This is a genomic window from Xenorhabdus anantnagensis, from assembly GCF_028598555.1.
In the GTDB taxonomy this organism is placed as follows: domain Bacteria; phylum Pseudomonadota; class Gammaproteobacteria; order Enterobacterales; family Enterobacteriaceae; genus Xenorhabdus; species Xenorhabdus anantnagensis.
Genome location: NZ_JAQRFN010000004.1, coordinates 33,257 through 47,209, shown reverse-complemented (window position 1 = coordinate 47,209; position 13,953 = coordinate 33,257). Strand labels below are relative to the sequence as shown.

Here is a 13,953-nt window from a genome sequence, read left to right as displayed (position 1 = left end):
CAGAAAATGAATATGAATCAAAAAAAACCTATTTCTATTCATCGTATATGTCGTTTGCCAGATAACTTCTGGCAGCAACTCACCCAAACGCCTTGGCATTTCGACTTATTTCAAACCCTTCGCCGTATAGATGCCCAGTCTGGAGCATATTATATGCTGGGATCTGCCCCATTGCCGAAACACGATATCTTGCGGTTGGGACAAAAAGCGTCCATGATTTTCGCGCCCTCTACCATTACTGAGGTCAAACAACAGAAAAATTCGAATCTGTATGACATGCTCATCTACAGTTTTGGTTTGTTCGGCCCCAATGGCCCATTGCCACTGCATATAACTGAATATACTTATTCGCGGCAATACAATTATCAAGATCCTACTCTGAACGCGTTCGCCAATTTATTTCACCATAGGCTAATACTGTTGTTCTATCGGGCTTGGGCCAATACTCAACCAACCGTATCGCTCGATCGTCAGGATAATCAACGCTTTTGCCATTATCTCTCCTGTTTGGTGGGGATGGGATTGCCCGCCCAACAAACACCAGACACGATTAATGATCATGCCCGTTATTCATTATCCGGCCATTTATCTCGTCAAGGGCATAGTGCAGAAGGGTTAGAAAAAATACTGTTCTATTATTTCAATATACCGCTAAAAATTGTGCAAAATATTCCTCAATGGCTAGAAGTCGGATTACAGGATCAAGCTCAACTAAAAGCAGGACGCAATATGCCCCGTCTGGGTGAATCGGCCTTTTTAGGAATTGCACTCTACAATATTCAACATAAATTTCGCATTGAATTAGGCCCGCTAAGAATAGCTGAATATAAAATGTTCTTGCCGGGAGAATCTAAATCAAACCAGTTGCGTGACTGGGTTTATCAATATCTGGGGATTGAATATGCATGGGATGTCCGCTTGACTCTCCATCAGTCGGATGTCAAGGGCATTCATCTCTCTGAACCGACGAAATTGGGACTGAACAGTTGGCTTGGTAAAATTGAGCAATCAATCCATCGTGGGGATTTAATTTATACCCCAAAGTGATGCGTTATTCCTTTTCCTACCCCGCACAAACTCTATCATTACCAATAAATAATTTTCGCAAATAAGACGGATTATATTCTATGTCAGAAATCAGTCGTTCTGTGCTCTTTGGCAAACTTAACCGTACCTTGTTCACCTCTTTAGAAAGTGCCACGACCTTTTGTAAACTGCGTGGCAATCCTTATGTTGAATTAGTTCACTGGCTGCATCAACTCATGCAGCAGCAAAACAGTGACCTACAGCAGCTTATCCGCTACTTTTCACTGGATGAATCCACGCTGACTAAAGACATTATTACGACGCTGGATCGCTTGCCACGCGGAGCCAGTGCCATTTCTGATCTTTCAGAACATATTGATAATGCTGTAGAACGCGCTTGGGTATACGGATCACTGAAATTTGGTGTGAATGAAATTCGCAGTGCGCATTTGTTGATAGGTATATTGAAAACCTTTAATTTACGCAATGCGCTGAAATCCATTTCTCCCCAGTTTGACCGCATTAATGCGGATACTTTGCTCGACAATTTCAATGAAATTTGTCGCGATAGCGATGAAGCTCAAGCCAGTACATCATCCACCAGCATGCAGGCGACAACGTCACAAACCACAGCAGACCCAGCTTTACAGCGATCATCTTTACAACAATCATTTTTAAGACAATCATCTTTAAAACAATCATCTTTACAACAATATGGGCAAGAACTGACTGCCCGTGCACGCAATGGTGAAATAGATCCTGTATCAGGGCGTGATGAAGAAATTCGTCAGATTATTGATATTCTGATGCGTCGCCGCCAAAACAATCCCTTGCTGACTGGCGAGGCCGGTGTAGGCAAAACCGCTGTGATTGAAGGGTTGGCATTGAGGATTGTGGCGAAAGAAGTTCCTCCGCCTTTGCTCGATGTCCAGCTTTGGCTACTGGATATAGGTATGTTGCAGGCAGGTGCGGGAGCCAAAGGTGAATTCGAATCTCGTTTGCGCAAAGTGATCGATGAAGTACAGTCCAGCCCAATGCCAATCATTCTGTTCATTGATGAAATCCATACCTTGATTGGCGCAGGCGGACAACAAGGAACCGGTGATGCTGCCAATCTGTTGAAACCCGCATTGGCGCGTGGGCAATTACGTACTCTTGGTGCCACAACTTGGTCTGAGTACAAAAAATATATCGAAAAAGATCCAGCTCTGACCCGCCGTTTTCAAGTGGTTCAAGTCCATGAGCCTGACGAAACTAAAGCACTGCTCATGCTGCGCAGTCTGGTTAATGCGCTGGAACAGCACCATCACGTGCTGTTGCTGGATGAAGCCGTTGAAGCTGCTGTGCGCCTTTCGCATCGCTATATCCCCGCCCGCCAATTACCGGATAAATCTGTGGCGCTATTGGATACGGCCTGTGCCAGAGTTGCAATCAGCCAACATGCAGAGCCACCTCAACTGGAAGATTGTCGTCATCGCATAGATGCTTTGCAAATTGAGCGGGAGATTGCCGAGCGCGAGTCTAAGATAGGTATCGGTGATAAACAACGCTCAGAAACCATTCTTAATGCGCTATCCGCTTTAGAAGCTCAAAAAGCTCAGTTGCAGGAACGCTGGGAGCAAGAACTTTGCTTGATAAATAAAATTGTTAATCTGCAAACCCAATTGCATGAAGACCAGTATGATAACTTTGCCACAAAGCACACCGAGCTGTCCGAGTTGCAGCAACAATTGAAAACTTTACAAGGAGAAGAGCCTCTGATCTTTGCTGCCGTAGACAGCAATATTATTTCTTCCGTTGTTTCAGACTGGACAGGCATTCCCCTCAATCGCATGGTAAAAAACGAAATCGACGCAGTATTGCAGTTAGCTGATACACTGAGCCAGCGTGTCATCGGCCAGCATCATGGGTTAGAGTTAATTGCAAAACGCGTACGCACTTCACGCGCTAAGTTAGATGATCCCAACAAGCCCGTCGGTGTTTTTATGTTGTGTGGCCCGTCTGGTGTGGGTAAGACTGAAACAGCGCTCGCTCTTGCCGAAACGTTATATGGTGGAGAGCAAAATCTGATCACCATTAATATGAGTGAGTTTCAGGAAGCACACACAGTATCTACTTTGAAAGGTGCTCCTCCTGGTTATGTTGGCTATGGTGAAGGTGGTGTACTGACGGAAGCTGTCCGACGTCGTCCTTACAGTGTGGTCTTGTTGGATGAAATCGAAAAAGCCCATACTGATGTGCATGAAATCTTCTTTCAAGTTTTTGATAAAGGCTGGATGGAAGATGGCGAAGGGCGCCACATCGATTTTCGTAATACCATTATTATTCTGACATCCAATGTCGGCTCTGATCTAATCAGTTCACTTTGCACTCAACAAGACACTGCTCCAGAGCCAGAAAAACTCAGCACTGCATTGCGAAAACCGTTATTGAATGTGTTTCCTGCCGCCTTATTAGGGCGATTGCTGGTTATTCCTTACTACCCACTGAGTGATGAAGTGATGACAAATATTGTTCACTTACAATTGGGGAGAATTAAAAAACGCCTGTTGGAAAACCATGGTATTACAGCGACATTCGATGATGTCATGGTCGAGCATATCGTCAGCAGATGTACAGAAATTGAGTCAGGTGGGCGTATGGTTGATGCAATCTTGACAAATACCCTGCTACCGCAAATCAGCCAGCAACTGCTTTTTGCCAGTGCAAACGACAAGCAATATCATCAGCTTCAGGTATCTCTTAAGCTTGGCGAGTTCCAATTTCAATTCACGGATTAGCTATATAACCAAGAGGTCATCCATTTGCAGAACTTTCAAAAGAATCATGCCGCCGGCAGCATTGACTTTATTCACCCTCTTCCGATTGGGCATTGCCTCAATGAATTTGAAATCGAAGAAGTCATCGGCACAAGCAGAGGCAGTATTATGTATCGTGTTTGGGATCATCACCTTAAACAAGATATTGCTATCAAAGAATATATGCCCTTCTCTTTTGTCATACGCCGACAGGATATGAAGCTCAAATTACGAGGAGAAGAGTTAGAAAACCGGTTTTATACTGGATTACAAAACTTTATCCGCGAAGCACACTTTATGTCCTGTTTCGAACATCCCTGTCTCCCATGTTTTCTACGCTTTTGGCAACAAAACTGCACGGCTTATATAGCAACTCCCTTTTATAAAGGAATGACATTAAATAAATTGGGAATAAAACATTCACATCTCATTAATGAAAATTGGCTTTGTCGGATACTGTTTCCTTTATTGGATGCACTTGATGCACTCCATCAAAAAAATTATTTACACTGCGATATTTCTTTAGACAATATTTTAATTCAGGATAACCAATCACCAATATTATTAGATTTCGGCTCTACCCACAAAACAACAAAATGCTTGTCTGATGATACAGAAATAACCATCCGATCCGGCTTTACCCCCGTTGAACAGTACACAGCCAATGAAAAAAACCAACAAGGCCCCTGGACAGATATCTATGCGTTAGGGGCTGTGCTATACACTTTAATTTTAGGCAATCCTCCCCCTGTTAGTATTGTACGCAATCTGAAAGATTGTTATCAGCCCTTGATAAAACTGCGCCCAACAGGGTACTCCCTATCGTTTCTACATGCGATTGACATAGCTCTAGCAATAAATCCATCAGAACGCCCACAGTCGATATCCGAATTCATTGCAATTTTTCCAACAATACCTACACAATCCAAGCCCGTCCCGACAAACTCATAAACTCGCATTACCCCATAAATTATCAATCAAGGATGTCAGCACATGATCTTGCCAGGCTCCATCAATCATTAAATAATTCTTGGCGTAACCTTCCCGTTCAAAACCGAGTTTCTTAAGTAAATTCCCACTGCGATGATTATGTGGCATGTAATTAGCCATAATTCGGTGCATTTTCTGGTAACGCTGCATATAACGGATTGCCGGTTGCAACGCTTCATACATTAGCCCTTGCCCCTGCCATTTTTCTCCCAAAGAATAACCAAGGTAACAGGAATAAAATGCTCCTCGCACAACATTAGTGAAATTAGCAACCCCCATCACTTCATTTTCATTAGAATCTAATAGCAAGAAATTAAATGTAGCTCCCTGCCGTTGCAATTCCGCAATATAACTCAACCTGTTTGTCCATCCAGATGGTTGATAAAAACTACCATCCCTTATCGGCTCCCACGGCTTAAGAAAATCTTTATTTTCTGCATAATATTCAGCCAGTCTATAAGCATCCCGTTCATACACCACACGAACAACCATTCTATCCGTAATGAAGCGAATCTTGGGAGATGTAGAACGATAACCAAACATGTTTTCTCCTGATATTTACCTTGAAAAATTTTTAAGTAATTTAGCGCTTACGGAATTTTTTATCATCTTCGACGATAAAAAAATATCATCTATATTCCCTCTACCTTAATACTTAAATTAAGTCCAAAATAACAAAAAACTCACATTTGTTTTTTTCATATTTCGATGGTGCAAAATGTCATTAGTTTCACAAGCACGGAGCTTGGGTAAATATTTTCTTTTATTCGATAATTTATTAGTCGTTTTAGGATTTTTTGTTGTTTTTCCCTTAATTTCAATTCGTTTCGTCGAGCAACTTGGCTGGGCTGCCGTTATTGTCGGTTTCGCTCTGGGCTTACGGCAACTTGTACAACAAGGACTGGGCATTTTTGGTGGGGCGATTGCGGATAGGTTCGGAGCCAAGCCGATGATCGTTACAGGAATGTTACTTCGTGCGGTGGGTTTCGCCCTGATGGCTCTGGCCTCTGAGCCTTGGATATTATTCCTTTCCTGTCTTCTGTCTGGATTGGGCGGTACATTATTTGATCCTCCAAGAGCGGCGCTGGTTATTAAATTAACCCGTCCCCATGAACGAGGGCGCTTTTATTCACTTTTATTAATGCAAGACAGCGCCGGAGCCGTAGTCGGTGCACTGATAGGAAGCTGGTTATTGCAATATAATTTCAATATCGTTTGCTGGATTGGTTCAGTTATTTTTGTGCTGGCAGCATTCATTAACGCATGGCTTCTGCCGGCATATCGCATTTCAACCAGCCGAACACCTGTCAAAGAAGGTATAGGACGCGTTATTAAAGATCGTCGGTTCTTTTACTATGTGCTGACGTTGACGGGTTACTTTGTTCTGTCTGTACAAGTCATGCTGATGTTCCCCATCATTATCCATGAAATTTCCGGCTCACATACTGCCGTTAAGTGGATGTATGCCATTGAGGCTGCGATTTCCCTGACTCTGCTGTATCCCATTGCACGTTGGAGTGAGAAACATTTCCGACAGGAACAAAGACTAATGGCAGGTCTGTTTTTAATGAGTATATGTATGTTCCCAATTGGTTGGATTAATCAATTGCACCTTCTATTTAGCCTAATTTGTCTGTTTTATTTGGGCTTAGTGACCGCAGATCCTGCGCGTGAAACACTGAGTGCTTCACTGACCGATCCACGCGCACGCGGCAGTTACATGGGCTTCAGCCGTCTGGGGCTGGCATTGGGGGGGGCGCATTGGGTTATACCGGCGGGGGGTGGCTCTATGATACAGGCCGCGCTTTGAATATGCCGCAATTACCATGGCTTTTGCTGGGATTGGCGGGCTTAATCACTATTTATGCTCTTCATCGCCAATTCAATCAGAAGAAGATTGAGCCTATCATTACTGGTAAACATTAACATTGTTAAACATTAATATTAACAAACAGTAATATTAACAACCGTTAATCATCCGTTGAACTTATCACGCCATAAATTAGTGTAAAATCTGCTCGTTGAAAATAAGAGGAGACAACATGAAAAGATTTTTCTTAGGGGCAGTATTGGTACTAGTTGGATTAATCAGCGGCTGTGATCAATACAAGGCAATCAATATCAATGAAAGCCAGCTCAATGATTATTTATCGAAAACAGTTCATTATCAAAGGCAATTTAACTTACCTGGCACAACCAAAGCTAATATCTCACTGGGAAATTTAACCAGTCAGATTGGCCGCAAAGATTCAGGAAAAATTGAGTTGTCAACTTTAGCAAAAGTTCAATTAGCGACCGTTTCGGGCACAGTTCAAGCGGATATAGAACTGACCATTAAAGGTAAACCAATATTTGATGCAGCAAAAAAAGCTATTTTCATCAAAGAATTAGAAATCGTTGACGGCAAAATCACACCAGAGAAAGTTGATATACAAATTAAAACGTATATCCCTTCCCTGAATGCGGCTTTGAGTGAATTCTTTAATGCTAATCCAGTTTACGCTTTTAACTCAACAAAAAACAAAGCTGAATCTACTGCCTTAAAACTAGCCAAAGGATTGGAAGTTAAACCTGGTGTATTGGTTATTGATTTAATTAAGAAAAAATAATTTTCATTACCGATAAAATAATAAGGGCAGGTTATTTAATTACCTGCCCTTATTTTTAAATACAAACAAAACCGCGTGACGTTGTCACTCAGACTCCAATTCTTCACGTAACGCCTGCAATGCTTCGCGGGCAACAATCGCCAGAGTTCGATAAAAACCGCTGGTTGCATGAGCTTCAACTTTACCAAGAAACTGCCCGCACCAAGGTAACAAATACTCATCAAATAACGTAATCTGGGCCTGAACTTCATCTTCTGCGGCCTGATCTTCCAACCACGATGCAGCCAACAATAAGGAGCCAAATTGATCAGCAGGCGTATCGGACAAAGGCATGCCCCGCTCCACTAAAAACTCGCGTATTTCACTTTCATCCTTATCGGTATAATCAGAACGGCAGACTGCCACGCTCGCAGACTCTCCGGTAAACAAGGCATGATAATCGGCTTCAATCACCGATAACTCACTGTTTTGCTGTAACCTATCCAACAATTCATCCTGCTCCAAAGGCCAGGCCTGTTTCAATTTTCCCTCAGCAATCATAGCAATAACAGGTTGTAGAACAGGATCTTGTGGTGCTCGGTTAAACAATGTTCCTAATATGCGGCAAACTATAGAAAATTCGTTCATAATTTAATCCAACCCAATAACTTATCTAAATAATGGATGTTGTTATTGTCCCTAATCGTCCGCCTTGCTGTAAAGCTACTTATTAATAACCAAGAGTCATATCAACGAGACCAGTGGGTGACTCACCTTTTTCCATTCGCCGGATATTTTCACAAATCACATCTATAGCTTGATCAGGGATCGTATTTGCTGCGATATGTGGGGTGATATTAATGCGCGGATGAGTCCAGAAAGGATGAAAATTTGATAATGGTTCTTCAACAAATACATCAAGAGTCGCACCAGCAACATAACCTCTATCAATAGCAATCAGCAAATCTTGCTCTACGAGTTGCGCACCCCGGGCAATATTGATCACATATGAGCCAGATTTTAACTGTTTGAATAATGAAAGATTTAAGATACCACGAGTTTCTGGTGTATCTGGCAGGATATTAATCAACACCTTACATTCAGAAAGAAAATCACCTAGCTGATCTTTCCCGTAAAAACTCTCAACTTGATCAATTTGTTTTGGCATTCGGCTCCAGCAGCGAACCGTAAAATCAAATTCCTTCAATTTTTCAATAACACTACACCCTAAAATTCCTGCTCCCAAGACACCAATGACAAATTCCTTTCGATTATGGGGCGGCACAGGATTCCAAAGACGTTGTTCTTGGTATTGTTTATATTCATCCATACGGCGGAAATAGTGTAAAACTGAGGAAAGTGCGTACTCCTGCATTTGCCGCGCCATGCCGGTATCTTCAAGGCGTATTAGTGGAATCCCCTTTGGTAACGTCCCCGGATTTTCCAATTCTTGTTTAAGGATGGCATCCACGCCAGCACCGAGCGAAAATATCCCTTTTATATCCTGACGATTGGCTAACATTTCATAGGGAGGTAACCAAACTAAAGCATAATCAGCAGGAGCATTATCACCACTAACCCATTGACGAACGTTAGCCTCAGGTAATCTGGCTTGTATTCCCTGAATCCATTCACCAGAATTAAAATTAAAGGAAGGGTGAAAAAAAATTATGTTCATAAAATCTCATTCCTTTTTGTTTTTCTAATAGGGTTAACTTATTGCTGAAAGGTTGCAAGCCTTCGATAAGAAGACAGGAATGAAAATATTGATAATGTTATCTGGTTAACAAATTTGTCATGACTCATTGCAAAAAGAGAACTTTTACTCTTGTAATTGTTTGCCAAGCACCCAAATTGTTTTTTATTTGTCTAATCAGTCAAAAAGCCTGAAAAAACCCTCATAAGCCTGTTGACGCTTGCCACTCTTTTCCCTATAGTAGCGCCCCGTTGTAGCGATGAACTGAAAAAAATCACTGCAACAATAAAATATGGTGAGGTGTCCGAGAGGCTGAAGGAGCACGCCTGGAAAGTGTGTATACGTGAAAACGTATCGAGGGTTCGAATCCCTCCCTCACCGCCATTTTCTATAAAAGAGCCTGAACACAATGCTCAGGCTTTTTTAGTGTCTAACAAAATAACCAGCGTATTTAGGTTAAACAAAATAGTTAGACACAGTGTAGTAACGTATTCTTATCGCGAATGCGGCAGAAACAAAATTCGGTGAGGTGTCCGAGAGGCTGAAGGAGCACGCCTGGAAAGTGTGTATACGTGAAAACGTATCGAGGGTTCGAATCCCTCCCTCACCGCCATTTTCGACGAAAAAGCCTGAACTCTTGTTCAGGCTTTTTTGCATTCAAATTCCTGCTGATGATTTAATATCATAATAAACGGCACTGGATAACCCTGAGACTTTTCACTAATAAAAATTAGCCGCTAAAAATCATGGCGTTATTGATTGTAGAATCTGTGGGTAAATAGCCTGTCGTTTTTATATCCGCTATGGATTTAAGTTAGGTGGATATAACCGTTATTTATATTTTCCCTCCTCAATTCGACTAATGAAACTGCATTCATCTTATATATTTTTCTTATTTCTATAATAATGAATAAATAAATTAAGTGTTCCACCCCAAAAAACACCATCTGATAAACCACATAAAAAACCAAACATTAAATTAAAGTTTAAAGAATGTAATAAAACAGCATTAATACTTATCATAACAGAAAGAGTAAACTTAACTATAAAGACAATAAGAATAAGGCTCAGAGTTAAAGGTGTTCCTGAACGGATGATTAAGTCACTTTCATCTTTTTTTCTTAATCTTGGCTGATTACGCCATAAGTACCATCCTATACCACCTCCCACTAATATCCCTAAAATAAGTGCTAAAAAGGCAAAATTCGAAAATGTCGTTTCATGCAATACACTGTAAACAGCCCATATGAAAAATAATAATAAAATCATATTAATGACTACTTTTTTAGGACATGCTTTTTCCACCAAGGACTGGTAACAAACACATAAACTAACGCCAGAAGTGCAGAGTAGCACAGTGACTTAATGATGATAAAAGCGGTTACTGACACATTCTGGAAGAAGGGCGCAATCAGATAACAGAGCAAAAAAAGCCCAAATGCTTTTAGAAATTTTTTCATCGTTACTTTCATCCATTCAGGCCGGGAACTTCCCGGCCATACCTAACTTACCTATTGACACTGTTTTTGTTGCTGTCGCCACCACTGCCCGTGTTTTTGCTATCATGTGATGCATTCCAGGCGGCATCAAACCCAGCAGCACTAATCACACTACCAGCTACACCTGCACCAACTGCCGCATCACGTCTAGCATCGTGACCACAGTTTCCACCATTGTTACCACCCCCCACTACCAAATTACTGTTCTTTCAGTTTAAGCATTTTCATTGATTTCTTCCTCTTTTAAAATAAAGAATTGTTTATATTACTTTGATATAAATATATTTTCTATTACGGAATAATACTGAGTAAGCAGAAAAATAAAAATACAGAATACATTTAAATGAGGGAGGCTATTTTTTCTGACAAATAACTAAAGTGCCACATAGATTTTTATGCTTCCCTCGGAATATACAGAATACGAGATGTTAAATTGGAAACTACAGCATAAATTTAAATAGAGGAAATAGTTTTTTTAGATTAGTTTTTAAACAACCATCTGAATTTAATTTATAATAAATTAATGATTTATTGCATTACAAACATAAGCATTCTGATTTGTAATGATTTTAATTCTATTTAACAAATGAATTAGCTAACCCATTGATAGGAAATAAAATTTCCATAATAAAATATTACACAAAACCTATTCGGATCATTATATTATTGGTATACCAGCTTAAATGGTACTCGCAATATTTTAACGACAGGGCATACTTGCCTGTGGAGGGTGTCATGGATACAGTAGGAGAATAAGACAATGCTTTTCAGCATAACAATTTTCCTAAAAACAATTTTCCTAAAAACAACATGCCTGAAGCAAAATCAATTTTCTTTCCAAGAAAATCTCTTCATATGTCTCAGGCATGATAAATTTAACTGCCTGAAATTAATGTGATAAAAATTCTTTCAAAAATGGCATCAACAGTTCAGGCTTTTCTTCATGAGGTGAGTGCCCAGTAAAAGGAATATTTAATAGACTAGAGTGAGTGATTTGGTTGGCTAACTCAGTTAAGTGAATGCGCGAAACTAAACTATCCTTGTCCCCTCTCACGGCCATTAATTCACAGACGATTTTACGGATAGTTAAATTTGGATAACCGTTGTCACTGGCATCGAGCCACATAGGAACAATACTGCTGATCAGTTTGTTGAAATCTGCTTTTGGATTCAACCTATGGTAACTGCCGTAGCTATCAGGCAACATTGCCCGCCAACCTTCGGCTGTAATCTGTTTAAATATATCTTTCGCCGGATCATCTTCTTTTAATGTCCAATGAGCACCAATTGCCACAATTTTATCAATCGGAACGCTCCCAGCCGCAGCCAGTCGCAACGCAACAATGCCTCCATCGCTGTGACCAATAATACTGCATTTCCCTAACCTTAAATGTCTGGCTATCGCTTCTACGTCTTGTTGAAGGTATTTGTACGATAGGTTTTTTTGTCCCAAAGTTGATTTTCCCTGCCCTCTGCTATCTATACCAATAAGTTGATAAGTGTTTCCAAGATCGCCTAACAAATGGTTAAACGTTTCAATATGACTTAAGCCACCATGCAGAAAAATGAGTGGGTAGCCATTGGCATTGCCTTGGATCTCATAATAAATATGAGCACCATCCACTTCTAAATAACGACCATCTTGATGATTAAAACCGAACATAAAACTTTATCTCCTTCATTTTCCTTAATCCAAAGGACACACGCGAATCATGTGACCATCAGGATCTTTCACGAGGAAAGTACGACCAAAGACGTCAGTGTAGGGTTCCTGTTGGATTTCAATGTTTGGATTCTGTTGCCATTTTTTGAAGAGCTGATCAACAGCTTCACCAGAAGGTAACATAATACCCATCTCTGAAAACCGTGGGACTGTGTTATCTGGCTTCGTTCCTCCACTCCAAATAGCAAAAATGGCTTCTTTGCCTGCATTAAACGCCACATAACGTGGACTGGAGAAAACCGGTTCTGTGTTGAAAATCGTTGTATAAAATGCTGTAGAACGTTCGATATCAGAAGAATAAATTAATTGAAGATTAGGTTTAACAGAAACGGATTTTTCTGCATCCTTTTTTTCAACTACATCATTTTTTTCAATTACATCAGTTTCTTCAATTAAATCTTTTTCTTTAACTACAGACTTAAGTCTTGAGAGTGTTTCAACCAAATCTTGCGTCACTTGCTTAAAAAAACTAATGGCTTGTGCATCAGAAATATTGTCTTTAGGCTCAAAAGAAACACTTACCTGAATACGATTTGCCATGTTACTTTCGTCGGTCAAAATTTGGTGGCAGAAAGTTAACATCCCCATCTGCGGCAGATTGACCTGATCGGTAAACTCTTTATTAATTTCAATGTTTGCAAGATAGAAACGGATTTCCGGCATACCACTTAATGCCATCCTGCCGTATTGCCCCGTTTTCACTTCACCTTCAAATTCAAAATACTCGAGATCAATTTCCCATTTTTTCCGCAAGTCAAAATCAACATAATGCGCCCAAATCTCAGATGGCTTTGCATTTACCGATGTAGAAAAAGTTAAGGTCAACATAATAAAACTCCAACAGCCTGATGGCTGACTCAGAACATTAAGGAGCCTCAGAGTAGCAATCCGGTGTGACAGTTTTTGTCAGTAGTTAATTTGGTATTTTTTCCGTTTCTCGCCACTCTTTCAGCAACGATTGTCTTGAGCGGGGATAACACTGTGGTTCGATCTTTAAATGGCTCATTCTATCCGATCTAAAATGGCGAAATGTGTTTCTTAATTCACACCATCCAATAACAATACTGATATTCTCAAAATACCCCAGCGCAAAGGGCCATATTGTTCTTATTGATTGATTACTTTTAAGATCTAAATAAGCAAAGGTAATTTTATGCCTATGACTAATCGCTTGCCGTATCTGGGGAATATCTACCGAAGTTTGAACCTTTGTAGCCGCTGGCCCAATTAATAACGAGTTCGTCTCAAGATATTGTTTTAATTCTGTTGGGATCACTGCTGCAATTTTGTTTATTGCGCTATTTGCCGATGTTTTCAACTGTGGATCGGCACGTTTTACCACCCAACTGGCTCCTAATGCCAAGGCTTCTATTTCATTTTGCGTTAGCATTAATGGCGGTAAAACAAACCCCGGCCGTAACACATAACCTATCCCCGCTTCTCCTTCAATATTTACACCTTGAGCCTGTAAGGTCGCAATATCCCGATAAAGTGTTCTTAAACTGATAGTTAACTTCTGAGCCAATACCTTTCCTTGTACGGGAAAATGATAACTACGCAATATTTCCATAAGCGATAATAAACGCTGTGCCCTAGACAATTTACCCTTTCCTTTATATTAATTGTTCAATCC

At 40.5% G+C, this 13,953-nt stretch carries 12 protein-coding genes, 2 tRNA genes and 1 pseudogene; 7 read left to right on the top strand and 8 right to left on the bottom strand.

What is annotated here, in order from left to right; genetic code table 11:
* Positions 1 to 6 precede the first annotated feature (6 nt).
* From tssG to PSI14_RS04515, 3 genes are all read left to right on the top strand, one after another.
* Positions 7 to 1,047 carry a type VI secretion system baseplate subunit TssG gene (tssG, locus tag PSI14_RS04525; protein ID WP_273574641.1) on the top strand — a complete coding sequence of 347 codons (1,041 nt, stop codon included), beginning with the start codon at positions 7 to 9 and terminating at the stop codon, positions 1,045 to 1,047.
* Between the two features lie 80 nt (positions 1,048 to 1,127).
* Positions 1,128 to 3,806 carry a type VI secretion system ATPase TssH gene (gene tssH, locus PSI14_RS04520; RefSeq protein WP_273574639.1) on the top strand — a complete coding sequence of 893 codons (2,679 nt, stop codon included), beginning with the start codon at positions 1,128 to 1,130 and terminating at the stop codon, positions 3,804 to 3,806.
* A 24-nt stretch (positions 3,807 to 3,830) separates the two neighbouring features.
* Positions 3,831 to 4,775 (top strand): serine/threonine protein kinase, encoded by a 945-nt coding sequence (locus PSI14_RS04515; protein ID WP_273574637.1) that lies wholly within the window; start codon positions 3,831 to 3,833, stop codon positions 4,773 to 4,775.
* On the opposite strand, the gene rimJ is transcribed toward PSI14_RS04515, so the two are convergent.
* The gene (gene rimJ / locus PSI14_RS04510) at positions 4,770 to 5,357 is read right to left on the bottom strand and encodes a ribosomal protein S5-alanine N-acetyltransferase (protein WP_273574636.1); all 588 of its coding nucleotides are present in this window, start codon (positions 5,355 to 5,357) and stop codon (positions 4,770 to 4,772) included. The genes PSI14_RS04515 and rimJ overlap by 6 nt on opposite strands.
* Before the next feature lie 175 nt (positions 5,358 to 5,532).
* On the opposite strand from rimJ, the pseudogene mdtH reads away from it, so the two are divergent.
* Positions 5,533 to 6,740: pseudogene (mdtH, locus tag PSI14_RS04505) on the top strand (multidrug efflux MFS transporter MdtH).
* A gap of 116 nt (positions 6,741 to 6,856) precedes the next feature.
* The gene (locus tag PSI14_RS04500) at positions 6,857 to 7,423 is read left to right on the top strand and encodes a lipoprotein (RefSeq protein ID WP_273574635.1); all 567 of its coding nucleotides are present in this window, start codon (positions 6,857 to 6,859) and stop codon (positions 7,421 to 7,423) included.
* Positions 7,424 to 7,507: 84 nt separating this feature from the next.
* Here the strand turns inward: PSI14_RS04500 and PSI14_RS04495 are convergent, their stop codons facing one another.
* Both PSI14_RS04495 and ghrA read right to left on the bottom strand, forming a co-directional pair.
* Positions 7,508 to 8,050 carry a TorD/DmsD family molecular chaperone gene (locus tag PSI14_RS04495; RefSeq protein ID WP_273574634.1) on the bottom strand — a complete coding sequence of 181 codons (543 nt, stop codon included), beginning with the start codon at positions 8,048 to 8,050 and terminating at the stop codon, positions 7,508 to 7,510.
* A gap of 82 nt (positions 8,051 to 8,132) precedes the next feature.
* Complete coding sequence (gene ghrA, locus PSI14_RS04490; RefSeq protein WP_273574633.1) at positions 8,133 to 9,080, bottom strand: glyoxylate/hydroxypyruvate reductase GhrA; 948 nt, start codon at positions 9,078 to 9,080, stop codon at positions 8,133 to 8,135.
* Between the two features lie 312 nt (positions 9,081 to 9,392).
* Here ghrA and PSI14_RS04485 point away from each other — a divergent pair.
* Together PSI14_RS04485 and PSI14_RS04480 are read left to right on the top strand one after the other, a co-directional pair.
* A tRNA-Ser gene (locus tag PSI14_RS04485) sits at positions 9,393 to 9,482 on the top strand.
* Positions 9,483 to 9,621: 139 nt separating this feature from the next.
* Positions 9,622 to 9,711, top strand: a tRNA-Ser gene (locus PSI14_RS04480).
* A 266-nt stretch (positions 9,712 to 9,977) separates the two neighbouring features.
* On the opposite strand, the gene PSI14_RS04475 is transcribed toward PSI14_RS04480, so the two are convergent.
* The 5 genes from PSI14_RS04475 to PSI14_RS04455 form a co-directional block, all read right to left on the bottom strand.
* The gene (locus tag PSI14_RS04475) at positions 9,978 to 10,403 is read right to left on the bottom strand and encodes a hypothetical protein (RefSeq protein ID WP_273574632.1); all 426 of its coding nucleotides are present in this window, start codon (positions 10,401 to 10,403) and stop codon (positions 9,978 to 9,980) included.
* Between the two features lie 202 nt (positions 10,404 to 10,605).
* Positions 10,606 to 10,794: a hypothetical protein gene (locus tag PSI14_RS04470; RefSeq protein ID WP_273574631.1), complete on the bottom strand. Its 189-nt coding sequence runs from the start codon at positions 10,792 to 10,794 to the stop codon at positions 10,606 to 10,608.
* 692 nt (positions 10,795 to 11,486) lie between these two features.
* Positions 11,487 to 12,260 (bottom strand): alpha/beta fold hydrolase, encoded by a 774-nt coding sequence (locus tag PSI14_RS04465; RefSeq protein ID WP_273574630.1) that lies wholly within the window; start codon positions 12,258 to 12,260, stop codon positions 11,487 to 11,489.
* 24 nt (positions 12,261 to 12,284) lie between these two features.
* A complete protein-coding gene (locus PSI14_RS04460; RefSeq protein ID WP_273574628.1) occupies positions 12,285 to 13,148 on the bottom strand; it encodes a VOC family protein in 864 nt (287 codons plus the stop codon).
* Between the two features lie 85 nt (positions 13,149 to 13,233).
* Positions 13,234 to 13,920: a helix-turn-helix transcriptional regulator gene (locus tag PSI14_RS04455; RefSeq protein ID WP_273574627.1), complete on the bottom strand. Its 687-nt coding sequence runs from the start codon at positions 13,918 to 13,920 to the stop codon at positions 13,234 to 13,236.
* Positions 13,921 to 13,953 lie beyond the last annotated feature (33 nt).